At 30.2% G+C, this 26,913-nt stretch carries 27 protein-coding genes; 22 read left to right on the plus strand and 5 right to left on the minus strand.

Annotation, left to right across the window (positions count from 1 at the left end):
• The first annotated feature begins 5 nt into the window (after positions 1-5).
• The 3 genes from LL038_RS00915 to LL038_RS00925 all read left to right on the plus strand — a co-directional run bounded on the left by LL038_RS00915 (position 6) and on the right by LL038_RS00925 (position 3,860).
• Positions 6-1,163 carry a M20 metallopeptidase family protein gene (locus LL038_RS00915; RefSeq protein WP_253199838.1) on the plus strand — a complete coding sequence of 386 codons (1,158 nt, stop codon included), beginning with the start codon at positions 6-8 and terminating at the stop codon, positions 1,161-1,163.
• A 103-nt stretch (positions 1,164-1,266) separates the two neighbouring features.
• Positions 1,267-2,220 carry an RluA family pseudouridine synthase gene (locus LL038_RS00920; RefSeq protein WP_216119614.1) on the plus strand — a complete coding sequence of 318 codons (954 nt, stop codon included), beginning with the start codon at positions 1,267-1,269 and terminating at the stop codon, positions 2,218-2,220.
• An 11-nt stretch (positions 2,221-2,231) separates the two neighbouring features.
• On the plus strand, positions 2,232-3,860 hold the full coding sequence (locus LL038_RS00925; RefSeq protein WP_216119615.1) for a putative polysaccharide biosynthesis protein: 1,629 nt from the start codon (positions 2,232-2,234) through the stop codon (positions 3,858-3,860).
• Between the two features lie 19 nt (positions 3,861-3,879).
• Here LL038_RS00925 and spoVB read toward each other — a convergent pair whose 3' ends face one another.
• On the minus strand, positions 3,880-5,403 hold the full coding sequence (gene spoVB / locus LL038_RS00930) for a stage V sporulation protein B (protein ID WP_216119616.1): 1,524 nt from the start codon (positions 5,401-5,403) through the stop codon (positions 3,880-3,882).
• Between the two features lie 194 nt (positions 5,404-5,597).
• Between spoVB and LL038_RS00935 the strand changes: the two genes are divergently transcribed.
• The 8 genes from LL038_RS00935 (at position 5,598) to nadC (ending at position 13,938) form a co-directional block, all read left to right on the plus strand.
• Positions 5,598-6,896: a hypothetical protein gene (locus tag LL038_RS00935; RefSeq protein WP_216119617.1), complete on the plus strand. Its 1,299-nt coding sequence runs from the start codon at positions 5,598-5,600 to the stop codon at positions 6,894-6,896.
• A gap of 85 nt (positions 6,897-6,981) precedes the next feature.
• Entirely contained in the window at positions 6,982-7,683 is a 702-nt protein-coding gene (locus LL038_RS00940; RefSeq protein WP_216119618.1) for a zinc dependent phospholipase C family protein, read from the plus strand.
• A 100-nt stretch (positions 7,684-7,783) separates the two neighbouring features.
• Positions 7,784-8,302 carry a class I SAM-dependent methyltransferase gene (locus tag LL038_RS00945; protein ID WP_216119619.1) on the plus strand — a complete coding sequence of 173 codons (519 nt, stop codon included), beginning with the start codon at positions 7,784-7,786 and terminating at the stop codon, positions 8,300-8,302.
• Positions 8,303-8,514: 212 nt separating this feature from the next.
• Positions 8,515-10,218: a B12-binding domain-containing radical SAM protein gene (locus LL038_RS00950; RefSeq protein WP_216119620.1), complete on the plus strand. Its 1,704-nt coding sequence runs from the start codon at positions 8,515-8,517 to the stop codon at positions 10,216-10,218.
• Between the two features lie 47 nt (positions 10,219-10,265).
• Positions 10,266-10,736: a peptide deformylase gene (gene def / locus LL038_RS00955; protein ID WP_216119621.1), complete on the plus strand. Its 471-nt coding sequence runs from the start codon at positions 10,266-10,268 to the stop codon at positions 10,734-10,736.
• Positions 10,737-10,906: 170 nt separating this feature from the next.
• Positions 10,907-11,815 carry a quinolinate synthase NadA gene (gene nadA, locus LL038_RS00960; protein ID WP_216119622.1) on the plus strand — a complete coding sequence of 303 codons (909 nt, stop codon included), beginning with the start codon at positions 10,907-10,909 and terminating at the stop codon, positions 11,813-11,815.
• Between the two features lie 4 nt (positions 11,816-11,819).
• Positions 11,820-13,121, plus strand: coding sequence for an L-aspartate oxidase (locus LL038_RS00965; RefSeq protein ID WP_216119623.1), 1,302 nt, complete (start codon positions 11,820-11,822; stop codon positions 13,119-13,121).
• On the plus strand, positions 13,102-13,938 hold the full coding sequence (gene nadC, locus LL038_RS00970; RefSeq protein WP_216119624.1) for a carboxylating nicotinate-nucleotide diphosphorylase: 837 nt from the start codon (positions 13,102-13,104) through the stop codon (positions 13,936-13,938). Before LL038_RS00965 ends, nadC begins: the two co-directional genes overlap by 20 nt.
• Before the next feature lie 323 nt (positions 13,939-14,261).
• Here nadC and LL038_RS00975 read toward each other — a convergent pair whose 3' ends face one another.
• Positions 14,262-15,098, minus strand: a complete 837-nt coding sequence (locus LL038_RS00975; protein ID WP_216119625.1) for an SDR family oxidoreductase — start codon at positions 15,096-15,098, stop codon at positions 14,262-14,264.
• Positions 15,099-15,413: 315 nt separating this feature from the next.
• Here LL038_RS00975 and LL038_RS00980 point away from each other — a divergent pair, with 315 nt between their 5' ends.
• Entirely contained in the window at positions 15,414-16,592 is a 1,179-nt protein-coding gene (locus LL038_RS00980) for an FprA family A-type flavoprotein (RefSeq protein WP_216119626.1), read from the plus strand.
• Positions 16,593-16,701: 109 nt separating this feature from the next.
• Positions 16,702-17,100 carry a hypothetical protein gene (locus LL038_RS00985; RefSeq protein ID WP_216119627.1) on the plus strand — a complete coding sequence of 133 codons (399 nt, stop codon included), beginning with the start codon at positions 16,702-16,704 and terminating at the stop codon, positions 17,098-17,100.
• Between the two features lie 29 nt (positions 17,101-17,129).
• On the opposite strand, the gene LL038_RS00990 is transcribed toward LL038_RS00985, so the two are convergent.
• Positions 17,130-17,306 (minus strand): aspartyl-phosphate phosphatase Spo0E family protein, encoded by a 177-nt coding sequence (locus LL038_RS00990; RefSeq protein ID WP_216119628.1) that lies wholly within the window; start codon positions 17,304-17,306, stop codon positions 17,130-17,132.
• Positions 17,307-17,636: 330 nt separating this feature from the next.
• Here LL038_RS00990 and LL038_RS00995 point away from each other — a divergent pair, with 330 nt between their 5' ends.
• From LL038_RS00995 to LL038_RS01005, 3 genes are all read left to right on the plus strand, one after another.
• Positions 17,637-17,804, plus strand: a complete 168-nt coding sequence (locus LL038_RS00995; RefSeq protein WP_071615011.1) for a DUF896 domain-containing protein — start codon at positions 17,637-17,639, stop codon at positions 17,802-17,804.
• A 36-nt stretch (positions 17,805-17,840) separates the two neighbouring features.
• On the plus strand, positions 17,841-18,761 hold the full coding sequence (hprK, locus tag LL038_RS01000; protein ID WP_216119629.1) for an HPr(Ser) kinase/phosphatase: 921 nt from the start codon (positions 17,841-17,843) through the stop codon (positions 18,759-18,761).
• A 113-nt stretch (positions 18,762-18,874) separates the two neighbouring features.
• Positions 18,875-20,281, plus strand: a complete 1,407-nt coding sequence (locus LL038_RS01005; protein WP_216119630.1) for an aminopeptidase — start codon at positions 18,875-18,877, stop codon at positions 20,279-20,281.
• 35 nt (positions 20,282-20,316) lie between these two features.
• On the opposite strand, the gene LL038_RS01010 is transcribed toward LL038_RS01005, so the two are convergent.
• Entirely contained in the window at positions 20,317-21,150 is an 834-nt protein-coding gene (locus LL038_RS01010; protein WP_216119631.1) for a PHP domain-containing protein, read from the minus strand.
• A 219-nt stretch (positions 21,151-21,369) separates the two neighbouring features.
• Here LL038_RS01010 and LL038_RS01015 point away from each other — a divergent pair, with 219 nt between their 5' ends.
• From LL038_RS01015 to folK, 6 genes are all read left to right on the plus strand, one after another.
• A complete protein-coding gene (locus LL038_RS01015; RefSeq protein ID WP_216119632.1) occupies positions 21,370-21,963 on the plus strand; it encodes an anthranilate synthase component II in 594 nt (197 codons plus the stop codon).
• Positions 21,964-21,972: 9 nt separating this feature from the next.
• Positions 21,973-23,322 (plus strand): aminodeoxychorismate synthase component I, encoded by a 1,350-nt coding sequence (pabB, locus tag LL038_RS01020; protein ID WP_216119633.1) that lies wholly within the window; start codon positions 21,973-21,975, stop codon positions 23,320-23,322.
• Between the two features lie 67 nt (positions 23,323-23,389).
• On the plus strand, positions 23,390-24,163 hold the full coding sequence (locus LL038_RS01025; RefSeq protein WP_216119634.1) for an aminotransferase class IV: 774 nt from the start codon (positions 23,390-23,392) through the stop codon (positions 24,161-24,163).
• Positions 24,164-24,178: 15 nt separating this feature from the next.
• The gene (locus LL038_RS01030; RefSeq protein ID WP_216119635.1) at positions 24,179-24,685 is read left to right on the plus strand and encodes an HD domain-containing protein; all 507 of its coding nucleotides are present in this window, start codon (positions 24,179-24,181) and stop codon (positions 24,683-24,685) included.
• A 41-nt stretch (positions 24,686-24,726) separates the two neighbouring features.
• The gene (gene folP / locus LL038_RS01035) at positions 24,727-25,533 is read left to right on the plus strand and encodes a dihydropteroate synthase (protein WP_216119636.1); all 807 of its coding nucleotides are present in this window, start codon (positions 24,727-24,729) and stop codon (positions 25,531-25,533) included.
• 40 nt (positions 25,534-25,573) lie between these two features.
• Positions 25,574-26,392 (plus strand): 2-amino-4-hydroxy-6-hydroxymethyldihydropteridine diphosphokinase, encoded by an 819-nt coding sequence (gene folK / locus LL038_RS01040; protein ID WP_216119637.1) that lies wholly within the window; start codon positions 25,574-25,576, stop codon positions 26,390-26,392.
• A gap of 60 nt (positions 26,393-26,452) precedes the next feature.
• Here the strand turns inward: folK and LL038_RS01045 are convergent, their stop codons facing one another.
• A complete protein-coding gene (locus LL038_RS01045; RefSeq protein ID WP_216119772.1) occupies positions 26,453-26,902 on the minus strand; it encodes a DUF4883 family protein in 450 nt (149 codons plus the stop codon).
• Positions 26,903-26,913: the final 11 nt, after the last annotated feature.

Genomic DNA, 26,913 nt, shown 5'->3' on the forward strand with positions numbered 1-26,913 from the left:
TAAATATGGCAAAAAATATTGAGAGTGAGTTAATAGATATGAGGCGCGATATACATCAAAATCCAGAATTGGGATTTGATTTATTTAGAACTAGCCAAAAGGTAAAAGATTTTTTAAAGGCGGAAGGCATTGAATTTTATGAGGTAGCACAAACTGGAATCTGTGCTATTATTAGAGGTAATGGTAAAAAAACGGTTGCTTTAAGAGCAGATATGGATGCACTTCCCCTTCAAGATAAGAAAGTCTGTGATTACGCATCTAAGATTAATGGTAAAATGCATGCTTGTGGACATGATGCTCATACTACTATACTTTTAGGTGCAGCTAGGATATTAAATAACATGAAGGATGAACTCAGGGGAAATGTTAAATTGTTTTTTGAGCCAGCAGAAGAAACTACTGGTGGATCGCCTTTAATGATTAAAGAGGGAGTACTAGAGAATCCGAGTGTTGATGCTGTTATTGGACTTCATGTAGAAGAATGGTTAGAAGCTGGAACTGTTGGTTTAAAAAGAGACATCGCGTACGCTGCATCAAATCCATTTACTATAAAAATAATAGGTAAAGGTGGGCATGGTGCAAGCCCACATGTGACTATTGATCCTATTGTAATAGCAAGCAACGTTATAGTTGCACTTCAAAGTATTGTAAGTCGCGAGATTCCACCTACAGATCCTGCAGTTATAACTGTAGGTTCAATTCATGGTGGCACAGCTCAAAACATTATCCCTGAAGATGTAACAATATCAGGGATTATTAGGACGATGAAGAGTGAACACAGGGAATATATAAAGAAAAGATTAGTCCAGGTAGTTGAAGGTATAGTTAAAGCCATGAGAGGTGAATGTGAGATTAAAATTGAGGAAAGCTATCCATGTCTTCATAATAATGATGAGCTTTCAGAGATGTTTGAGAATAAGTCAAAAGAACTAATCGGAGAAAGCAATGTTTATAAATTAGATAAGCCTACTATGGGTGTGGAAAGTTTTGCTTATTTCTCTATGGAAAAACCATCGCTATTTTATTTCTTAGGGAGTGGAAACAAGGAAAAAGGTATAATAAACCCGGCTCATGGAAGTTTATTTGATATAGATGAGAGCTGTTTATCAATAGGTGTAGCTATGCAATGTACGTTAGCTTATGAATTTCTATTGAAATCATAATGCAACTTAGTATATAATTGATACTTGATGTGAATTTTTAATAGCGTAGATTAATTATGTATAGAAGTTAATCAATAGATAAAAGAGATCTAGGAGGATATGTATGAGGATAGAAATTGGAGCAAATGAAGCAGGACAAAGAACAGATAAATTTATGAGGAAGGTACTTGGAGATGTGCCACTCAGCAAAATATATAAAGCTTTTAGAAAAGGTGATATTAGAGTTAATGGTAGCAAAATCAAGGAAAAACATTCATTAGTAGAAGGCGATATTGTTGAAACAAAATATATCACTAGTGAGTTTAAGAAAGATGAATTTGTAAGAATTGATAATAAACTTAAGATAACTTTTGAGGATGCTAATATATTAATGGTAGAAAAATGGCCAGGGGTTTTAGTTCATGCTGATAAAAAAGATGGAGAACCTACTTTAACAGATTATGCACTTTCTTATTTATTTGATAAAGGTGATTATAAACCAGAAAATGAAATAACTTTTACGCCAGCACCTTGTAATAGATTAGATAGAAATACTTCAGGTATGGTTATATTTGGTAAGAATTTTAAATCTCTTAAACTATTGAATGAAATGATAAGAGATCGTAATATTGAAAAATACTATATGGCACTTGTATCAGGAAGAATTAAGGATGGAATTTATGAAGGCTATATATATAAAAACGAAGATGCCAATATATCTCAAGTATTTAAAGAACCAAAGCCAGATACTAAAAGAATAGCAATGGACGTTAAAACTATAGAAAGTTGTGGCACATTCTCATTACTTGATATTAACCTTTTAACAGGCAGAAGCCATCAACTTAGAGCCCATTTGAGTATGCTTGGTAATCCTATCCTTGGTGATCCTAAATATGGAAATAAAAAAATAAATAGCTTTTTTAATAACAAATATGGTTTGGATTCTCAATATTTGTATGCATATAAATTAATATTTAAGAATTGCCCAGAGGATTTGTCATATATGGAGAATAAAACTATTGCAGAGAGCTTACCACCAGCATTGAAGAAGATTAAGAGAGATATATTTAAATTTTAGAGGGTGAATTTATGGGTGAAAAAGCAAAGTTAAATAAACAATCTACCACAAAAGGTTTTGCAATATTAACTGCAGCAAGTTTTTTGGTTAAGTTTTTATCATTGCTTTACGTTCCTTTTTTAGGAAAGATATTAGGAGATATTGGGATAGGCGTATATGCTTCAGCGTACAATATATTTACATATATATATATACTAACTAATGCAGGCATTCCTGTGGCTATTTCGAAAATCGTGTCAGAACTTATAGCTCTCGGAAATTATAAGGATGCTGTAAGGACTTTTAAAATAGCTAGATTTTTACTCTTTATATTAGGAGTGATTATGTCAATTCTAATGCTTATATTCGTATCACCTATAGCTAATTTAACGAACAGTGCTCCTTCGAAATTAGCTATTATGGCACTTGCTCCAACTATTTTACTTACTTCTGTTTTATCAGCTTATAGGGGTTATTTTCAAGGAAGAGGTAATATGACACCTACTGCAGTATCACAGGTATTTGAGCAAGTTGCAAATACTGTATTTAGTTTAGTTTTTGCAGCGTGTTTTATAAAATATGGAGTAGAAGCAGGTGCTGCAGGTGGAACTATTGGAACATCTGTAGGAGCACTAGTTGCTGTAATTTATATGATCCGTTTTTATGAAAAAAACAAAGTGTTTAGAGTTCCTAAAGGATATGATCAGTTAAATATAAAGAGATTTACTACTAAAAAAATAATAAAGAAGTTGTTGGGTGTTGCTATTCCGATGACGATATGTTTAGGAATACAACAATCAGGATTATTTATTGATTTGTGGTTAGTTAAATCAAGGATGCTATCTTTTGGAATGACTAAAGTACAAGCAAATGTTTTATGGGGGGTGTTATTTAAATATACAACATTAATAAATGTGCCTATAGCTATCATTTCATCACTTGCAATAACTATATTGCCATCTATTTCTAGTTTAATGGCACTTAGAGACAAAAAGGCTGTAAGAAATAAAATTAATTATGCTTTTAGGCTTTGTTTTTTAGTTGCAGTACCTTGTGCAGTTGGACTTGCAGTTTTAGCGGGCCCTGTAGTGAATCTAATCCAATATGGTCCTAGTGTTGCACGATTACTAATATATGGATCAGTTGTGATATTACTTATGGCTGTGGTTAGTATTCAAACTTCAATTCTTCAAGGAATTGGGAAAGTTTACTTAGTTACTGTATATGCATTTTTTGGAATAGTTGGAAAGATAATTACTAATTATATTTTTGTAGCAATTCCAAGCATTAATATATTAGGTGCTATTATGGGAAATGCAGTTAGTTTTGCAATACTTTTGATATTGAACTATATTACAATTAATAAAACACTAAGAGTTAAAATAAAATTATTAAGTCATGCAATTAATCCTATACTGGCATCTATAGTTATGGCAATAATTGCAAAGTTAATGTATAGTAATTTTAATTATATATTTAGTTATGTTAAAGAAGGGTATTTTGCAAATGCTATTGCTCTATTAATTTCTATAGCATTTGCAATAGTAACTTATTTTTTCACATTAGTACTTCTAGGTGGATTAACTAAAGAAGATTTAGACGTATTACCAAGTAGAATTACAAGAATTATTCCTAAGTCTATTTTATGTAGATTTAGGTAGTAAATAAATCTAAAGCACATCATCTTGGATGATGTGCTTTAGATTTTTCTGATTTTTTTGTGAGAATTAGAGAAAATAATAATAGAGAGAAGCCAGTTACAATAATTATTATGTTCTTAGTAATAAAAATAGAATCCGGTATAGTATTACTTAAAATTTTTAATATAAAATATAACAAGATGCTAAGACAAATATCAATTAGAAATTCACTCCCTGAAAAATCTATATAACAGCATCTTTCGATTGATACAATATTCATTATAGCGCTTAAAATAGAACTTATAAGGAGAGCGATGCCGTAACCTAAAATATTTATACTTGGAATGCCAAGGAGTATATAAAGCAAGACTAATTCGACAATAGAGGTTAATACAGAATTTATTAGGAGAGCTTTTTGTTTGCCAAGTCCATTTAAAATTCCAAAGGTTGATCCAGACATATACATGAAGGGTGCACTTAACGCTGCAAGCCGGATATAGATACCTAGGTCATATCTATTAAAAAACAATTTTCCAAGAGAAGATCCTATACATAAGCATATTATCATAGTTGAAATTCCTAGTAAAAAAGAAATTTTGATTACTTCGTGGATTCTATTTTCTAAAGCGTTATAATCATTTTTACTTATACTTTTAGAAATGTCTGGAGTTAACATGGTAGACATTGACATCACAATAATAAAAGGGAAGAACACAATACTCATAGCCATACCAGAAAATTTACCAATTAAAGATAAACTTTCGGTATATTCTATTCCAGCTTGGACTAGCCTGCCCGGAACAATTAGGGTTGATAGTGCTGAAATTACAGTGTTTAAAAAACCATTTAGGCACAAGGGAAATGAAACAATAAGAACATTAAATAAAAGTTGACCTCTTCCTTCGGTCTTTTTTATAATTACCTTAAATTTATTTTTGCTCTTTTCATAAAATACATATAGAAGAATAAAACTTATAAGTTCTCCAATTGACAAAGAAATGTATGTAGCAGTTACTGTAGTAGTTACATTTGTTAGAGCAAAGAAATTTATTAGCCCAAGTATTATAGCCATTCTTGCAGTTTTTTCAACGATGTCTATTATTGCAGGTACTTTAACATTAGAAATGCCATAAAAGTATCCCTTGTATATAGAGGATAGGGCAACAAAAATTAATGCGGGACAAATTACCCAAAGGGAGTATAGTGTTCTTTGGTCTTTTATTATATATGTACTGATATACGGTGAGAGAAAAAATACTAAAATTGTTACAAATATAGCTAAAACAAAATCAAAAACTAATGCAGTATGTATAGATTTGTTAAGGTTACCGTAATCATTTATTCCATAATAGGAGGAAGATTCTTTTGAAATAGCTGTTACCATACCACCGCAAATAAGGCAAGTGAATAAATCATATATGGGCATTACAAGGCTATATAAGCCCATACCTTCTGCACCTAACTTTCTTGAGAGCAAAATTGAAAACATAAATCTTAATATGCCAGCAACCAAATTTGAAACCGTAAGTATTATTGAATCTCTGTAGAAATCGTCTTTTATCATAAAGGGTCCTCCCTGCGGTTAAACTTAAATATATTACAACTATTAATAATTAATATGTTAAGTTTTACGATTATATTCTAAATGCATTTGATTATGGATAACAATTAAATATACAAATGTAATATAATTTTTACATATACGCGAACTTATATAAATATATATAGATTAGAGATTTATAATTTAGGGGGAGAAGTATGAAAAAGACCATTGGATTTATAATTATTTTAGCTTTGATGGCTTTTGCACTATTTTCATTGAGAAGCTCTTTTAAAGAATATAGGGTTACGGTGAAAGATGGAGGTATTAAAACACAAATTTTATATAAAGGATTAAGTAATTCAGTGGATTTTACCAAAGATGATGAGGGGAATTATTATATTGCTTTTAAGGATAGAATAGAGTACATAGATAAGTCAGGTAAAGCGTATAATATATTCATAAATAAGAAGTTAAATATAACTAGCTTAGATTACAATAATAAAATATTGTATTACGCTTCCGGTACAAATGTTTATTCATATAATTTAATATCAAAGGAAAATAAAGAAATAATAAAAAATATACCGAATTATGGAGATTATAATAGTAGTTTGGTTCGAATTAATGGGGATTACTTATTTGTTACTATAGGTTCAGCTACAAATTCTGGGGTAGTTGGACTCGACAATAAGTGGTTAGATAATTATCCTCAAAACCATGATATTACTCCAAAGAGTGTAACTATAAAAGGAATGGACTTCGCAGGGATAAAAACAGGAGCATTTGTTGCATATCAAACTAGAAATATAAAGGGACAAATTATAACGGAGCATGTAATTGGAAATTCATCAATAATAATTTACAATTTAAAAACTGGTGCGCAAGGAAACTTTGCTTGGGGCATAAGAAATATGATGGGGATAGATTTTAATAGTGAGGGCAAAGTATTAGTTACAGTTGGAGGAATGGAGGATAGAGGATTAAGACCAGTGAAAGGTGATAGTGATTATATTTATCAAATCAAAAAAAATGCATGGTATGGGTTTCCAGATTACTCTGGAGGTGATCCAATAAGCTCACCAAAATTTAGAGATTCGTTTAATAAGACTATACCAGCTATTCTAGATAATCACCCTACAATAAATCCACCTGCACCAATATACCAACATAAATCGGTGGGTAGCTTAATAAGTTTGGCAATAGACAGGGCAGGAAAACTCGGGGATAAAGATTGTATATATTTTTATGAAAAGAATGATAATAGTATATATAGTTTAAACAAAAACAGTGCACTTAAGGAAAAAGTAAATTTTGCAAAGGGAACATATATATCTAGCATGAAATTTTTTGATAATTTAATAATATTAGATTCTAAAAATGGATATTTAATTAGTATGGAAAAAGATCAATATAATAACATAAACAGCGGAAAACATGAGTTTTATTACTTTTTGTTAACAATAGTTATAACTTTAATAGTGGTCATACTTGTTGGTTTAAGAAAAAAAGACTAGAATATAGTAAGAATATATTATCATGGTAAAATTAAACATGTTTTTAAAGTATATTTAGCGTATACTAAATTGAGAGGTGAACAGGTTGAAGAAACAATTTGAAGCTACATATGGGAAAACTTTAAAAGGCTTAATGGTAACAATAAATCCAATTAAAAAAAGAATCATGAAAACTCATTGTATTGTTCACAAATTTATTAATATTCAAGCTATAGAGATATTAAAAAATAAGGGATACCGTGAAGTTCATACTTTTTACAAAAGTTATGTAAAAGAATTAAACAATGGGGTTACTTGGGCAGACCAAGATTTTAAGAGCTCAAATCATTTTTATCATCACATTACGGGTACAGGGTTATATGGATTTTCGAATGCATTAACAGAATTTAACAAATACTACAAATGTGCGTTAAGGTTTGTAGAAGCTGGTGATCTACGGCAAGCAATGTTTTATTTTGGAGCAGCGTGCCATTTGATTCAGGATGCAACTGTTCCTCAACATGTTAACAATAAACTACTTAAAAATCATAGAAATTTTGAACTTTGGATTATAGGTAGATTAATGAGTGACTATTCGTTCCCTATTTTCAATGAAATAATTAAGCAGGATAATATAGAAGATTATATAAAAAACAACGCAACATTTGCAAGTGACACTTATATTTCACATGTGCATATAAAAAACAAGGAAGAGCGATATAGAAAAGTATCTACGCTTATAGTGCAGAGAGCACAAAAGACTACTGCGGGCTTAATGTTAAATTTCTATAATGAAATTTACAAATAATTTTACAAATAATTCCTTTATTTTAGAGGGATTATTTTGTTTTTGGAGAATAGATTTTAAATAAGTATTTATAAAAATTATACAAGAAGGGGGATAACAATTGAAGAAGGAGGTTTTGTTAAATTTAGAAAAGGAGATTTTTAAAGGAAATCTATTAGATATAGGGTTTTCTAATCATGGTATCATATATAATATATACAAAGAGTACGTTGATGATAGTAGTAGTGTAGATTATGTAGAAGGAAAAGTGGAAAAGAAGGCAATAGAGGAAGGCGTATATGATACTTGCGCATTATTTTTCACTTTAAGTGATATAAAACTTACATATAATAAAAGAAAATTGGTACAAGATATATATAAATATTTAAAAGTTGATGGATTGTTATATATTTGGGATATTGATAAAGGAATTGCTAAAACTTTTACTAAGGAAATTAAAATTGTGTTACCAGATAAAAGTACAAAACAAATAAATCTAAGAGATTTAAATATATTTAAAAATAGTTCTAAAGATAATACAATGAGAATTTTAGAACCATATTTTAAGGTGCTAACATTAAAAAATTCAGACAATGTCTACTATATGATATGCAAAAAGAAAAGCAAAAGGAAAGATTAAAGTAAAACTATAGACATTGTTAAAGATTTATTAGCCTCTCTGGACATATCTTTGAGTTGTCCAGTAAGGCTTTTGATTTTTTTGTATTATTACAAAATTCATTTAATGTGAAATCTATTGCTTAATAATAAAAGCAACTAGGATATAATTGCTTTTATGCAAACTAATATTGTATACTGTACAAAATAGATGAGTTAAGGAAGGAATTAAAAATGAAAGTATTGTTGGTTGGAATAAATTCGAGGTTTACGCATAGTAACCTTGCAATTAGATATTTAAAAGCCTTTACTGAGGACCTCTCTTATGAGTCTCTTATAAGAGAGTTTTCTATAAATGATAGAGTAGAAAGAATTGTTGAAGAAATTATATCAGAGAAAGCAGATATAGTAGTTTTATCTTGTTACATATGGAATAAATACTATGTTAAACAGATATCTAATTTAATCAAACTCATAGATAATAATATAAAATTGTTATATGGAGGACCAGAAGTATCCTTTGATAGTGAGAATTATTTAAAAGATAGTTTATCAGATTATTTAATTGAGGGAGAAGGAGAAGAAACATTTAGAGAGTTTATACAATGTATGATAGGGAATAATAGCCTAAAAGGTGTTAAAGGCTTGTACTACAAAGAAAATGGAGAAATATTTTATGGGGGAAAAAGAAAACTTATGGACATAAATAACATTGTGTTCCCCTATACTAAGGATGATGATTTAAACAATAAAATAATATATTTTGAATCATCAAGGGGATGTCCATTCAACTGCAAATACTGTCTTTCTTCAACTATACGTGGAGTTAGGTTCATGAATTTAGAAAGGGTTAAAAGGGATTTAAAATTTTTAATAGATAAAAAAGTGAAACTCATAAAATTTGTTGATAGAACTTTTAATTGTAGCGATGAATTCGCTATGGGTATCTGGGGATATTTAATGAGTATAGATACCGAAACCACGTTTCATTTTGAAATTTCAGCAGATATACTAAATGATAAGCAACTTAAACTTTTAGAAAAAGCTCCTAAGGGTAGGTTCCAATTTGAAGTTGGAGTGCAGACTACAAATAATGAAGTATTAAAAAATATAAACAGATTTGTAGTTTTTGAGGATATAAAAAAACAGGTCGCTCAGCTAAATAAGTATGGTAATATAAAACAACATCTAGATTTAATTGCGGGACTGCCAGGAGAAAATCTTGAATCATTTAAGAAGTCTTTTAATGATTTATACACAATAGAGCCGGATGAAATACAACTTGGATTCCTTAAGATATTAAAAGGGGCCCCTATGAAGGATGAAGTGGAAAAATGGGGAATGGTATATGCTCCATATCCACCTTATGAGATCTTAAAGACAAGCGATATAAGTTATGAAGAAATTATTCTTTTAAAACGAGTTGAAGAGGTAGTGGATAAATACTATAATTCTCGTAAATTTAAAACTATATTAAAATACTTTATCCCTAAGTTTGAGAATGTATTTGATTTTTATTTAAGCCTAGGTACGTTTTTTTATGATAAAGGATATCTAAGTAGAAGTATATCATCTGTGGATTATTATAAAGTGTTTTTAGAGTTTAATGATGAACATCTCAATTTAGATAATAGTATTTTAAAAGAAATTGTTAAGTTTGATTATTTGGAATTTAATAAGAAAAAATATATGCCTAATTTTCTTTTAAGAGATCCTAGTAAAAATTTTGAAAGATATCTAAAGGAGTCACAAAGAAAAGGTGATATAGAACTACCATATACGGATTATCATTTAGAAAATTTTAAGATAGATATTATTAAGTTTTTGGACAATGGACAAATAAGTGAAGGCGAATTTTATCTAATTTTTGATACGAGTGAAGCTGAAAACATAAAGGATATATCTTATTTCATTAATGAAGAAAAAATATTAAAATAAAATTTTGTGAGTCTGACAGTACTAACACAAAAAAGGGGAGAAGGTAAATGGCGGTTAGAGAAATATTACAATATGGTGACAAACGTCTTAATTCAATTTGTGAAAAGGTTGGAAAAGTAGATAGAAAGATTCTAAATTTAGTTGATGATATGATGGATACTCTTTATGAGGGCAATGGAATAGGTCTTGCTGCACCTCAAATAGGTGTTCTAAAAAGGGTGGTCCTAATTGATTTAGGAGAAGAAGAGGCAGAGCCAATAGTTATTATAAATCCTAGAATAACGGCTCAATCTGGAAATGAGAAGGATTATGAAGGATGTTTAAGTTATGTAGGATACGAGGGTGAAGTTTACAGGCCAACAGATGTTACTGTTGTAGGAATTAATATTAAAGGGAAACCAGTTACTTATAATGCTACAGGATTACTTGCAAGAGCATTTTGTCATGAAATTGATCACTTAGACGGAATAATGTATATGTCTAGAGCTGAAGAAACACATGAATTAACTGAAAAATAATTTTGAAAGCTTATTAGAAAAATTTTATAAAAAACATATCTCTTGATATCAGGGGGTATGTTTTTTTATTTTATTAGCGATTGATATCTTATTACACAAATGATACTATGGTATAGAAGAACGATGTATATACAGTAGTATATACATATAAAAAGAGAGGTGTATAAGTAATGCAGGAGTTAAAAGAAAAAATTCAGAAATTAAAAGCAGAGAGAAACGCTATAATTCTAGCACACTATTATCAAAATGATAATATTCAAGAGATTGCTGATTTCGTGGGGGATTCTTATTATCTTAGTAAAATAGCCAAAGAATGTAGCGAGCAAACCATAGTATTTTGCGGAGTAAAGTTTATGGCTGAGAGTGCAAAAATACTATCACCGGAAAAAACAGTGCTATTACCTAATAGTGACGCAGGTTGTACTATGGCAGATATGATTAATGGAGAAGATGTTAGAGAACTAAAAAAACAACATCCGGGTGCAAAGGTTATATGTTATATAAACTCAACGGCAGAAGTAAAATCAGAAAGTGATATATGTTGTACTTCTTCAAATGCATTAAAAATAGTAAATAAATTAAATAGTGATGAAATAATATTTATACCAGATAAAAACCTAGGTGATTATATAAATGAAAAAGCTCATGTTAAGAACATGATATTTTGGAATGGCTTTTGCCGCGTACATGAATTTGTTGATGCTAAGGAAATTATTAATGTTAAAAATTCAGATAAAGATATTAAGATTTTAGTGCATCCTGAGTGTAATAGGGAAATTAGAAAATTAGCTGATTTTATAGGAAGCACAGGGGAAATAATTAAATTTGCTACTGACGATACATGTCAAAAGTATATGGTTGTAACAGAAGAAGGTATACTTTATGAACTTAAAAATAAAAATCCGAATAAACAATTTATAACTCCAAAATCTCCTATGACATGTTGTAGTATGAAGAAAACTACCCTAGAGGATGTTTATGAGAGTCTACTTAATAAGCAATATGTAGTAACATTAGATGAAAATATAAGACAAGCAGCGCACAAATGTTTAAGTGCTATGCATGAAATGGTGAGGTGATATTATGAATATATCTGTAGATGTATTAATAGTTGGAACGGGGGCAGCAGGTTTGTATGCTGCATTAAATCTAAACGAAGATCTAAATGTACTTTTAATAACTAAGGAGTCTGTAGATAAATGCAATACTTCATTAGCACAAGGTGGAATAGCGGTGGCTAAAGATGAAAAGGATTTTGATTTATTTGTTCAAGATACTTTAAAAGCAGGAAAATATAAAAATTCTATGGAAGCAGTAAAAACTTTAGTATATGAATCAATAGATAATATAAATGAGGTAGTTGATTTTGGAGCACATTTTGACAAAGTAAATGAAAATTTTAAGTATACAAAGGAAGGGGCACATAGCACTAGTAGAATTGTGCATACCAAAGATGAAACTGGAAAAGAACTATTTTTATCTTTACTCGCGGCACTTAAAAATAAAAAAAATGTAAGAATATTTGAAAACACTACTTTACTTGACCTTATTACTAAAGATAATATATGTTTCGGTGGCACAGCGATTAGAGGTAAAGAAAGAATAAACATATATTCTAGGGAAACAATTTTAGCTACAGGGGGAATTGGAGGACTATTTAAAAATTCGACTAGTAGGCGAAGATTAACCGGGGATGGAATAGCTATTGCATTAAGGCATAATATTAAAACTTCGGATTTAAACTATGTGCAATTTCACCCAACTGCTTTATATGATGATAAGGTTAATTGTGAGAAATTTCTTATATCAGAGTCACTAAGGGGGGAAGGTGCCAAACTCCTAAATGAGCTTGGGGAAAGATTCGTGGATGAACTTTTACCAAGAGACGTGGTTGCAAAAGCAGTTTATAATGAGGAAGAAAAAAGTAAGAAACCTTATGTTTTTTTAGATATTTCGTTTAAAGGAAAGGAATATATTATAGATAGGTTTCCAGGTATTTATAAAAAATGTTTAGAGTGTGGTATAGATATTACAAAAAATAAAATCCCAGTAACACCGGTTCAACATTATCATATGGGAGGAATAGCTGTTGACCTAGATTCTAAAACATCTATGGATCATTTGTTTGCATGTGGTGAGGTAAGTTGCACAGGTGTGCATGGAGCAAATAGGTTGGCAAGTAATTCATTGTTAGAAGCTTTAGTTTTTTCTAGAAGGGCTTCAAGATTTATAAATAAGTCTATTTTCAGGATTACTAAATTAAATTGTGATGACATAAACAGTATAAAAAGTCTTAGTGATTATAGCGAAATTAATAAGGCTGTAGTGTTAAATAAATTTAAAGAAATGGGAGATGAGATAAGGAATGAATTGGTTAATTATTGATAAATTAATTATAGATGCTATAACAGAAGATGTACCTCAAAATGATATTACAACAGAATTTATTATAAGTGATGAGTGTAATTGTAGTGTTGATTTAATAGTCAAAGAGAATGGAGTAATAGCTGGACTTTGTGTATTTGAGAGGATTTTTAAAATACTAGGAGAGGTAAATATAGAGTTTTTTAAAAAAGATGGAGATTTAGTTTACAGTGGAGAGTATATTGCAAAATTAAGAGGAAAAACAAAAAATATATTGACAGGAGAAAGAACTGCATTAAATTATCTACAAAGAATGAGTGGTATTGCTACGTTAACAAAAACATATGTGGATAAATTAGTTGGCACCGGAGTGAAAGTCCTTGATACAAGAAAAACTACACCTGGTATGAGAATATTTGAAAAATATGCGGTAAAAGTTGGTGGAGGTTATAATCATAGATATAATCTCTCAGATGGTGTATTGATAAAAGAAAACCATATAAGTGCAGCTGGGGGAATAAGGAAGGCGGTAAACATTATACGTGAAAATGTTTCCTTTGTTAAAAGGATCGAAGTTGAAATTGAATCTTTAAATCAAATAAGTGAGGTTTTAGAAGTAAAAGCAGATATTATAATGTTAGATAACATGGACAATGAAACTATGAAAAAAGCCGTAGAGATAATTAATAATAAAGCCCTAGTGGAAGCCTCTGGAAACATAACATTAGACAATATACTCGAAGTTGCAAATTGTGGAGTAGACTATATATCTGTAGGGGCATTAACTCACTCATGTAGGGTTCTAGATTTAAGCATGAAGAACTTAGTTAATAATTAAAGTATCAAATTTTCATCTGTGCATTGCAAAAGAACTTGAAACAGAAAATTTAACATAGATATTAGAATATCAGTTACATTACTATATTTTTCTTTGATTATGATAACAAAAGTATATATTGCGTAAAATGCGTTTGAACAAGCCTTAATAATTCTTAATTTATTATATTTGAAGTTGTGTAAGAAAACCGCATGTTTGAGCAAAGCGAGTTTGCGGGTTTTAGCAACTGAAAATAAAATAAATTTTAGAATTACAAGGTGAAGTGAAAGCATCTAGAGCAATATATACTTTTGTTTTTGTAAAATCTAAGAAAAACTGATTATTTAAACTTTAAGGCATTTATTGATATACTCGCGAAGTCTATCATCCCAAGGAGCGATATCAATACCCAAAGCTTCTTTTATATGCGAATTATCTGTGCAAGTATATTTGGGCTCACGAATGAGATTAGATAAAAGCTTGTCTGAACTTACAACTAAAGGGACATTTAGATTACCAAATTCTATTATGCTATTTATTAGTTTAGATTTTAATATACAACCCTCATTAGTATAGTTATATACCCCATATTTATCAGTTCCTAATAATCCTTGGATAGCTAAAGTTAAATCCTCAATATAAGTTACACAAAGAGTTGGATTTGAAAATAGATAAATTGCTGTATGTTTTCCATTTATGAGTTTTCTAACAAAACAATCATTGCCACCGAATATAGTTGAACTGCGAATAATAAAATATTTCTGGCAAATAGTTTGAATTAATGCTTCTCCACCAAGTTTACTCTTGCTAAATGCATTTATTGGGGCGCATTCGTCAAATTCTCTGTAAGGTATTGAAGTACTATCGCCGTATACATCTGTGCTAGAGAGGTATACTAGGGGTATATTAAGGGCATTACAGCAATTGGCAATATTTAATGTTCCTACAGTGTTTACATCATATGCTAAGGCCTCATTGTATTCACAAATATATTTATTAGTTATGGCTGCAGTATGGATTACAGCATCCGGTTTTAGTAAATTTAAGGTTTTTTCAGTACTTATTTTGTCTACTATGTTAAGCTCAGTTTTATCTAATCCATATACAGTATGTGATTTTGACAATACGTTACATAAATAAGTTCCTATATTACCATTTGCACCAGTTATTAAAATATTCATAGATCCCTCCTGAAAATTCATTCTATTAAAGTATATGACACAATAATAATATTATTAAGCATTTTGGGCATTAGATGGTTTTTAAAATAAAAACTATTAAAAAAATTTCTAGAGAATATTATAATATTTAAATGACAAACTATTTAAAAGAAGTATTTTCTTATATACAAAATATATGCTAGTTAATAACCATTATTAGTTGAACAGAGTTGGGAAATGTGGTAAAATAAATTATAATAAGAAGCATATAATTATGTAGATAAATAGAAAAGGTAATAATTATCTACTGAGAGAAGTTTGAGGAGGATTTTTAAGATGGAAACAACAAAATTAAAAGACAATATTTATTGGATTGGGGTAAATGACCCAAAGCTCAAGGTATTTGATATTATAATGGAAACAAAAAAAGGAACTACATATAACTCATATTTAATAGATGATGAAAAGATAGCTATAATAGATTCCGTTAAAAATGGCTTTCTTGATGAATCTTTAAGTAAGATAAAAGGCGTTATTGGAGAAAAAAAAGTTGATTATATAATTGTTCAACACACTGAACTTGATCATAGTGGTTCTTTAAGCAAACTCTTAGAAGTTTATCCAGAAGCTGTTGTTGTTGCATCAAAAGCTGCTATAATTTATTTAAAAGAAATTATGAATAAAGAATTTATTAGCCAGCCAGCAGTAGGAGAGTTATCATTAGGAAAAAACACATTACAATTTATATCAGCACCTAATTTACATTGGCCTGATACAATGTTTACATATGTTAAGGAACAAAAAATATTGTTTACTTGTGATGTAATGGGTTGTCATTATTCACCAACTAATTGTATAACGGATGCTTGCTCTGGTGATTATTTTGATGAGATGAAATATTATTTTGAGGTTATAATGGGACCTTTTAAGAAATTCGTAAATTCAGGACTTGATAAAATTGAAAATTTAAAAATAGATATAGTAGCACCAAGCCACGGACCTGTGCATGTAAATGATGTTAAGATGTACATAGATCTTTATAGACAATGGGCTAAAATTTATGAAATAAAAGAAAAAAACATTCAAATATTCTATATTTCCGCTTATCATAATACCGAAGAGATGGGAAAATATATAGCTAAAAAAATTAACGATGCGGGTGTAAAGGCCGAGGCTCATGAAATTACATCTATGAAACTAACTGATATTGTATCATTGGTTGAAAAAGCATCTGGTATTATGATTGGATCACCAACCATTAATCAAGATGCGGTAAAGCCTGCATGGGATGTTTTATCACTTGTATGCCCAATAACTAACAAAGGTAAAGTTGCAGCAGCTTTCGGCTCATATGGATGGAGTGGTGAGGGAGTTCCTATGCTTACACAAAGATTAAAATCTTTGAAATTTAAAGTTGTAGAGGAAGGACTTAAGTTCAAATTTGTACCAGACAAAAAAGAGTTTGAACAAGCTGACAGGTTCGTAGAGAAGTACTTAGAGATTTTAAATAAATAATTACTAATAAATATTAGTTTACAAAGTTATATAATAAAAAAGAAAATCTCACTTTCATAGTGAAATCTTTCTTTTTTTTTATAAAGAATGATGTATGGAGGCGATATATTTGAATAAACAATATATAGTAAATTTTTTAAGCAAAAATGATTTAAGTGATATAGCTGAAATTCAATATAAAAAAGGAACCATAGCTCTTAAATTCAAATATTATTATGATGAGGCAGAAATTGAGGCAGCTACAACTTATGCAGATGATGAAGGCAATTTCAAAGAAGAAAAAGAAGATTGGTATGAAGAATTTTTTCTTCCTTATTTAAGTGATATTTCAGCAGATAATGTTGAAGATATTATGGAAGAATGCGCTGAAAATATGGAAATTGAATACGAATTCATTGGCTGTGATATATCCGAGGATGCATATGAATTCAATGAATTCGCTGTAGTTTTTTATGGTAAAGAATCAGATATTGATACTGATGATATCTTGCTTGAATTAGATTTCTAAATTTATGCTTGTACCAAAAAGTAGATGTGTTAAGCTGCTTTCTTACAAGTAGCTTTAACTTTTTGATATTTAACTATAACTTCATCTAATTGCTGACTGCAGCATACAACCATTTTATCAGTTGGTTTCTTATGATTTAGTAAAAAATGTAACAATGCTCTTAATGATTCTAGTTCTTTATTTATGATTTTCAATTTAAGATTCATGTATTTCTCCTTATCTATGTATTTGTGAAGCAAGTACATAATACCATATTATTCTAAGTATGTTAAATTTAATGTTAGTCATTAAAATGTAATAAATTACAAAATATACTATAATCTTATGAAATACACGATAAAGAAATGGTAAAAAATAACATTATAAAGCATGTAGGTGTTGAAAAAAGCTACATGGAATAATATGTAAATGACGAAAAAAGTCTTAAAGTTTTTGTAATACAATCATAAAAAGTAGAATATGTTTGATAGCTACTAGTTATGCATAAAATATTTTAATATAATAAAATAGGTCAAAAATAATAGAGGGGTGGTATTATTAATACAGATGAATTAACTAACAGGATAAATTATCTTTATAAGAAAAGTAAAGAAGAAAAGCTTACGGATGAAGAAATATTAGAGCAAAAAGAATTAAGACAAAAGTATATTGATAATGTTAAAAGAAATTTCCGTGCGCAACTAGATACAATTAAAAAAGTATAATATAAACAATAAATTATTAGGAATGGGGGGATTATTTTGGCTGTTACCATAGAGGAGCTAATAGAACATTTTAGTTTAGAAGTTTTGGTAGAGGGTGGTAAGGGAAAGTTAATTAATGTTAGTGATATTAATAGACCAGGATTACAAATTGCCGGCTTTTATGAATATTTTGGTAATAAAAGGGTGCAACTAATAGGCATGGCAGAGTGGAGTTTTTTAGATTGTATGGAAGAGGACCTTAGGCAGAAACGATTAAATAAATATTTCAAATTGGAAACGCCTTGTGTTATATTGACTAGAGATTTGCAGCCGCATAAGGAACTCATTAAGGCGGCAGAGGAAAATGGTCAATGGCTTTTACGAACAAAATCAATTTCTACAAGATTTAGTAGTAAACTTACTAATTACCTAGATGCAGAGTTAGCGCCAGAAACAAGGCTTCATGGTGTCCTATTAGATGTTTATGGTATAGGAATATTAGTAACTGGGGAAAGTGGAATTGGTAAAAGTGAATGTGCTTTAGAATTAATAAAGAGAGGCCATAGGTTGATTGCAGATGATGCAGTAGACATAAAAGAAGTTGATGGTGTGTTACTAGGAAGATGCCCTTACATAACCTCTGGAATGCTTGAAGTAAGAGGTATGGGAATAATAGATATTCCAGCAATTTATGGAATGAGTTCAGTTTTAAATACTAAGACTATTAGTTTACTTATTTCGCTTACTCAGTGGAACGAGAGCGAGGAATATGATAGGCTTGGTATTGATAATCAATTTATGGATATACTAAGTGTGAATTTAAGGAAAATAACGTTGCCAGTTAGGCCGGGGAGAAATATAGCAGTTATTATTGAAGCTGCCGCAGCCAATTATATATATAGCTTAAATTCTAAGATAACCCCTGTGGAAACTATAAATATGAGAATAGAGGAAGTAACTAAAGCACGTGTTGATTAACTAATAATTATAGTGAAAAGCAAATAACAAAATAGATTTAATATTTGCAATCCAAGGTAAAATTTAGTAGTATAGTAGATACGAAAAGTAATTATTGTATGGAGGTAGTAAAAATGTCAGATGTTAAAAGTTTAGAAAAAACATATGAAGTAGCTTGGGACAAATATAATAAAAATGATCTCGAAAAAGTATTTACATTATCGGATAATTATATAGATTTTATGTCAAAATGCAAAACTGAAAGAGAATGTGTAACAGAGTTTATTACACTTGCTAAAAAAAATGGTTATAAAAATATTGATACTTATATAAACGAGGGTACTAAATTAAAAGCTGGTGATAAAGTTTATGCAAGTAGCATGGGAAAAACTTTAGCATTATTTTTAATCGGGTCTGAGCCTATTGAAAAGGGTTTTAAAATTTTAGGTGCTCATATTGACTCACCAAGACTTGATTTAAAACCCAATCCACTATATGAGGATTCAGATTTAGCATTAGTTAAAACACATTACTACGGTGGTGTTAAAAAATACCAATGGGTTACCTTGCCTCTTGCTATACATGGTGTTGTAGTTAAGAAAGACGGAACAGTGGTAAATGTAGTAATAGGAGAAGATGAAAAAGAACCAGTAGTTGGAATTTCGGATCTTCTAATTCACTTATCTGCAGATCAAATGAAAAAAACTTTAGATAAAGCTATTGAAGGCGAAGATTTGAATGTATTTATGGGAAGTATACCAATAAAGGATAAAGATGCTAAAAATAGAGTAAAGTTAAATATTTTAAAACTTTTAAATAATAAATATGGTATAGATGAAGAAGACTTTGTATCATCAGAATTAGAAGTAGTACCTGCAGGTCGGGCTAGGAATTATGGCCTAGATAGCAGTATGGTTATGGCTTATGGACATGATGATAGAGTTTGTGCATATACTTCATATGAAGCATTAATGAACATGAAGCAAACAGACAAAACATGTATAGTTTTACTTGTTGATAAAGAAGAAGTTGGAAGTATTGGCGCAACTGGAATGCAATCAAAATTCTTTGAAAACACAGTAGCTGAAGTTGTTAATTTACTCGGGAAATACAGTGAGTTAAAAGTAAGAAGGGCACTTGCGAATTCAAAAATGTTGTCTTCAGACGTAACTGCTGCATATGACCCAACGTTTCCATCAGTTATGGAGAAACGTAATTCTGCATATTTTGGCAAAGGTATAGTTTTAAACAAATATACTGGAGCTCGTGGAAAAAGCGGATGCAATGATGCAAATCCAGAATTTATTGCAGAGCTTAGAGGCATAATGGAAAAACATAATATAACATGGCAGACATCAGAACTTGGAAAAGTAGACCAAGGCGGTGGAGGTACTATAGCTTATATATTAGCTGAGTATGGTATGCAGGTTATTGATTCAGGAGTTGCTCTTCATAATATGCATGCACCATGGGAAATTGCAAGTAAAGCAGATATCTATGAAGCATGTAGAGCTTACGAAGCATTTTTAATAGAAGCTTAGTAAAATGAAAAAAGGAGATGTGAAAACATCTCCTTTTATGATTCTAGTTTATTTACAAAGATAGCTAGTTCTTCATTACTTAAGGAAACGCATCCAACAAGGCCATGACCAGTGTCAGATGTTGAAATTCCATGAAAATCTGAACCGGCAGTAACAAATTTGTTGTATTCTTTAGCTTTTGCTTTTAGGAGCGATTTCTGTTTTTTTGTGTTTACTGGATAAACTGCTTCAATACCATCAAAATCAAATCCTAACATCTCATCTATAGAAGTTTTTTTAATTAAAACTGGATGTGCAAGTACAACTAATGCGTTAACCTTCTTTAATAGGCTTATACCATCAGCTGTTGGAATTCTTTTAATGTGCACATATGCAGGGCTATCGTTTGAAAGAAAAGTATCAAATATATAGTTCCAATCATATTTATAGCCAGCATCAATTATGGCTTTAGCTATATGTGGCCTAGCTATTACCCCTTTTGCCTGATCTAGAACCTTTTGGTAGTCTAATTTTATTTTGAAAAATAGATCTAGATTTTCTACTATTTTTCTGCCTCTAAATACTCTAAAATCATCTATATCTTTTAAAAAATTTTGAAAATCTAAATTTTTATATTCATCGTCTTTAAAATATCCAAGAATATGGATGCTTTCATTATTATGAACTGTAGATAATTCTATACCAGGTATTACCCTTATATTATTATTTATACCTTCTCTAATTCCTTCCTCGACATTTAAAGTAGTGTCATGATCAGTTATTGCAATAATATCTAATCCATTTAAAGAAGCCTCGTGAATTAATTCCTTAGGACTTAGTTTTCCATCAGATGCATTTGTATGAAGATGGAAATCACCTCTGTTGTACATATAATCACCTCGAATTTATTGTTTAACATAGTACCATTTTAACCAATCTTTACTTATATTAAAAGGGGTTTGTTATAAATAATAATTATTATTAGTTATCAAAGGAATTGTATTTGGGTGACTATAAAGTATATTAGTGACTTTCAATATTTTATTACTAATGATTTTGTGTAAATTATTTGATATAATAGGTAATTATAATAGAATAGGAGATCGTTTATGTTTTTAATGATAGATAATTATGATTCATTTGTATATAACCTAGTTAGATATTTTGAAGAATTAGGTGAGAAGGTATTGGTATATAGAAATGATAAGATTACCTTAGCAGATATAAAGAGAATTAAACCAGAAGGAATAATTATTTCGCCAGGCCCAAAATCTCCAGAATATGCAGGGAAATGCATGGAGATAGTAGAAAAATTTAAAGGGCACATACCTATTTTGGGGATATGTTTAGGCCATCAGGTTATTGCTAAGGTGTTTGGTGGCAAAATCGTGCCTGGACGTGAACCTGTGCATGGGAAGGTATCTGTAATTAAACATAGTGGAAAATATATTTTTAAAGATATAAAGAGTCCAATGAAGGTTACAAGGTACCATTCATTAATAGTGGAAAGAGATTCGTTACCTGAGGTATTAGAAATTACTAGTGAAACTGATGATGGAGTTATAATGGGAATAAGACATAAAAATTATTTTATAGAAGGATTACAATTTCACCCAGAAGCTGAGCTTACGCAGTATGGACATGAAATTCTTGAAAATTTTATTAAGGAAGTTAGAAGTCAAAACAAATTAGTTAAAGGTTAAGGAGAAGAAATGAAACTGACAATTGAAAAAGTACACACTAAACTTGATGGTTTTGATATATATTCTTTATTTAAAGAAAATCTTGATACTATATTATTAGATAGTGTTAGGGATAAAGAAACATTAGGAAGATATTCTTTTATAGGAGTTAATTGTTTTTTTAAATTTAAAAGTAAAAATGGTATGTGTAATACTTTTGGTGAAGCATATGCAGGGAATACATTTGAAGAGCTAAATAAGATTCTAAAAGAGTATCATATAGAAAACAATACAGAATTACCATTTGTGGCTGGTGGTATGGGATATTTTTCATATGACCTAGGCAGGGAACTTGAAGAGTTACCGAATATAGCAAAGGAAGATATAGATATACCTCATTGCTGTTATAACTTTTATGATAATATAATTATTATAGATAATCTTAAAAAAAACACTTATATATCTGCACTAGGAATACTTAAATCTCAGAAAGACAGTATTTACGATATAAAAGGCCGTATACAAAATGGTAATAAAGTTAGATATGAAAAAGTGGGAGACATAAAGAATGAATTTATTTCGGATTTTCAAAAAAGTCAGTACATTAATACTCTATCAAAGGTAAGATCTTATATAAAAAGTGGAGACATATATATTACAAATTTATCACAAAGGTATAGTTGCAGCATAAAGCGAAACGCATATGAAATATATAAAGATTTAAGACATATAAATCCGGCACCATTTGCTGCTTTTATGAATTTTGAGGACTTTAATATAATATGTTCTTCCCCAGAAAGATTTCTAAGCATAAAGGATAGAATGGTAGAAACTAGACCTATAAAGGGAACTATGCCAAGGGGTAAAGATGTAGATGAGGACAACAGAAATAAAAATATATTAATAAATAGTGAAAAGGATAAAGCTGAACTTTTAAATGTTGTTGATTTAGAAAGAAACGATTTAAGCAAAGTTTGCAAACCAAATTCAGTTAAAGTAACACAGCTTTTTAAATTAGAGGAGTATAGTACAGTCTTTCATTTGGTATCTACAGTCGTAGGTAAATTAAAAGAGGAAGTAGGTCCAATCGAATGCATTAAGGCATGTTTTCCCGGAGGCTCCATAACTGGTACCCCCAAAATACGTTCCATGGAAATTATCGAGGAATTAGAACCTGTGCGGAGAAATATATATACGGGCGCTCTTGGATATTTGGGATTTGACGGGAATGTAGATTTGAATATAGTTATTAGAACAATTTTAATAAAGGGAAATAAAGCCTATTTCGGAGTAGGTGGAGGTATAACTTGGGATTCTAATGAAGAATCAGAATATGATGAAACTCTAGATAAGGCGAGGGCATTAATGAGAGTCCTATAAATTAGAAAAGAAAGAATAATGAAACTTGCCACTTGCCACGTGGGTGGCACCGAAAAAGGAGGGTATTATGATACTTATGAATGGTGAAGAGAACGAGGATAAGATATCTTTAGATAGTGGATTTTTTTTCGGTAGGGGAGCATTTGAGACAATACTTGTCAAAGAAGAGCCAATTCTTCTTGCAAATCATATAAAAAGGTTAAACAGCGGGCTTAATACACTAGGAGTAAATAAAAAAATTACCCAGGAAGAAATTTATGAGGCTGTTTTAAAGCTTAATTGTAAAAATTGCGTGTTTAAAATTATGGTATCTGAAAAGAATACTATAATTACTACAAGGCAAATTCCGTATAAGAAGAGTGACTATGAAAATGGATATTCATTAGGGTTAAGTGAAGTTAGGCGAAATGCATATTCTAATTTGACATATATTAAATCATTTAATTATGTGGAAAATATAATTGAACGAGGTATTATTATAGATAAAGGGCATAATGAGGCTCTGTTTTTAAATACAGATGGATTTTTAAGTGAGGGAGCTGTAAGTAATATATTCTTCGTTAAGAATGAGACTATATATACACCGAAAATTAAATGTGGATTATTGCCAGGTATTGTGAGGGAGTTCGTTATTCAAAATTCATCAGCTATGGGATTAATTGTAGAGGAAGGAGAGTTTACATATGATCAATTGGTGGATGCTGAGGGTGTATTTATAACTAATAGTATTATGGGTATAATGAAGGTGAGTAAAGTTGACGATAAGGTTCTTAATCAAAGCACAGTTGTATCTGAAATAAAAGGGTATTACGATACATACGTACAAAGATACAAGGGTTAAGGCTACTTTAAAGGGGTGGGAATCATAAATAACAGTTTAATAGATGACAAAGTAGATCTTATTATAAAAAATAATATATTTCAGTATAACTTAAGGAAAATAGAAGACTTAGAAAAAAACAGAAAATACTGCAAACATGATATGCAACACTTATTAGATGTGGCAAGAATTATGTATATAATTAGTTTGGAAAATGATTTTAATATACCCAAATACATAATTTATACAACTGCACTTTTGCATGATATAGGTAGGGGAGAACAATATGAAAATGGGACAGCCCATAATATTGCGAGTGTACTAATTGCTAAAGAAATACTGAACCAGTGTGAATATGGTGATAAGCAAATAGATGAAATTTTAGAAGCTATAGGAAACCATAGAAATGACACCGAAAGCTTTGAGGGTTTGAGTAATTTATTATATAAATGTGATAAACTTTCAAGAGATTGTGTCCATTGTGAGGCAAGCGAGGGATGTAAATGGCCTTTGGACAAGAGGAATTTTAAGATAAATTATTAGAACTGATTATATAAAGCAAAAAAAATTTTAGGGGGAAATTTATGATAATAGGGAATAAAGATTTTGAAATAGGTAAAAGGACTTACATAATGGGGATTTTAAATGTTACTCCTGATTCGTTTTCAGATGGGGGTAGATTTAATGAGATCAGCGCAGCTATAAACCGTGCTAAGATAATGGTTGCAGAGGGAGTAGATATTATTGATATTGGTGGAGAATCTACAAGGCCTGGTCATGAAGATGTTAGCGAGGAAGAAGAAATTAAAAGAGTAGTCCCTATTATAAGGGAATTAAAGAAGCAGCTAGATATTCCTATTTCTGTGGACACATACAAAGGGAAAGTTGCAGAGCTCGCAATAAAGGCTGGGGCAGACATGATTAATGATATATGGGGGTTTAAGATGGACCCATATATTGCGGTAGTTGCTGCCAAGTATAATGTACCTTGCTGCTTAATGCACAATCGTGATAATAAAAACTATAAAAATTTAATGCAAGATATAATAAATGATTTAGGTGAAAGTATAATTATTGCTCTAGATGCTGGAGTAAGGAGAGAAAATATTATTTTAGATCCAGGTATTGGTTTTGCTAAAAGTTATGAGGATAATTTAAAAACAATGAATAACCTAGAAAAGTTAAAAAGCTTAGGGTATCCAGTGCTCCTTGGAACATCAAGAAAATCTATGTTAGGAATTGAGCAGGGACTAGATACTAGCGAAAGGCTTGAGGGAACACTTGCAACTACAACTATAGGGATAATGAAGGGCTGCGAATTTATAAGAGTACATGATATAAAAGAGAATAAAAGGGTTTGTGTTTTAACAGATGTTATATGTAAAAGTTAGATAAACATTTGTACATGAGATATAAAAAGGAGATAATACTATGGATAAAATGTACATAAAAGACTTAGAAGTCTATGCTCATCATGGAGTTTTTCAAGAGGAAAAGGTACTCGGACAACGATTTTTAATTTCTATAGAGCTGTTTTTAAGTTTAAGAGAGGCTGGAGTTTCTGATGATATAACAAAAACTGTTCATTATGGAGAGCTTTGTCACAAGGTTGAAGAGGAATTTAAAAAGGAAAATTATGATTTAATAGAGAAAGCTACAGAGAAGGTAGCTGAATTCATACTATTAAATTATGATTTAGTTCAGAGAGTGAAGGTTAAAATAAAAAAACCATGGGCTCCCATCGGACGGCCACTTCTTTATGCAGCTGTAGAAATAGATAGAAAATGGCATACTGCATATATTGGCGTGGGTGGAAATATGGGGGATAAGGATAAAAATGTTAAAAGTGCTTTAGAGCTTATAAATAATTCTTATAATACCCAAATAACAAAAACATCAAAATTTTATAATACGAAGCCTGTGGGATATATAGATCAAGAAGACTTTTTAAATTGTGTTATTGAAGTGAAAACACTTTTAACTCCATTAGAACTTATAAGATTTCTCCTATCTATTGAAAAGGAATTAAAGAGGGAAAGAGTTATAAGATGGGGTCCTAGAACAGTAGATTTAGATGTATTATTATTTGATGATGTAATTAGTTCGATAGAAGAAATAATATTGCCTCATCCGAGAATGCATGAGCGAATGTTTGTAATAGAACCGATGTGTGATATAGCACCATATGTTTTGCATCCAATTTTGAATAAAACTATGATTCAAATAAAAGAGGAAATAAAAGCGCAGTAGGCTTTTATTTCCTTTTTTATTACTTTAATAATATAATTTTTGCTTTAAAAAGTAAATGCATTATTTAGGTATAAGGTATTTGCATAGGCCATAAAGGTTATAAGCTTTGAACATTTTACTTGTGTCAATGTAATCCATTTTGTAATCACCATCCCAGGGGTATATGGAGATATATTTTTCGTTATATATATTTAATACGTATTTGTCTTTACTAAACGTCAAAAATATTTTATATAATGGTTTAGCAGGTAAGTTTGTCGGCTTATCTATGAAGCTAGTATTAGTTAATGAATTAAAGAAATTGACGAATAGAGTTGAATCCTCCTTTGAAAAATCTTTTTTCTTATAAAAATTCATATATAGAGCATAAAGTTCCTTAGGTGTCTCTGAAGATAAATCATTCATTAATAACTTGGTATAATAATAATTGCTTGGTTTATTTTTGGTGAAAATGCTTTTATTAAAGTTATATTTACATCCGAATAGGCTTAAGGAAAAGGAAATACACATTATTAGTAAAA

The organism is Clostridium estertheticum, assembly GCF_026650985.1.
Classification (GTDB): domain Bacteria; phylum Bacillota; class Clostridia; order Clostridiales; family Clostridiaceae; genus Clostridium_AD; species Clostridium_AD estertheticum_C.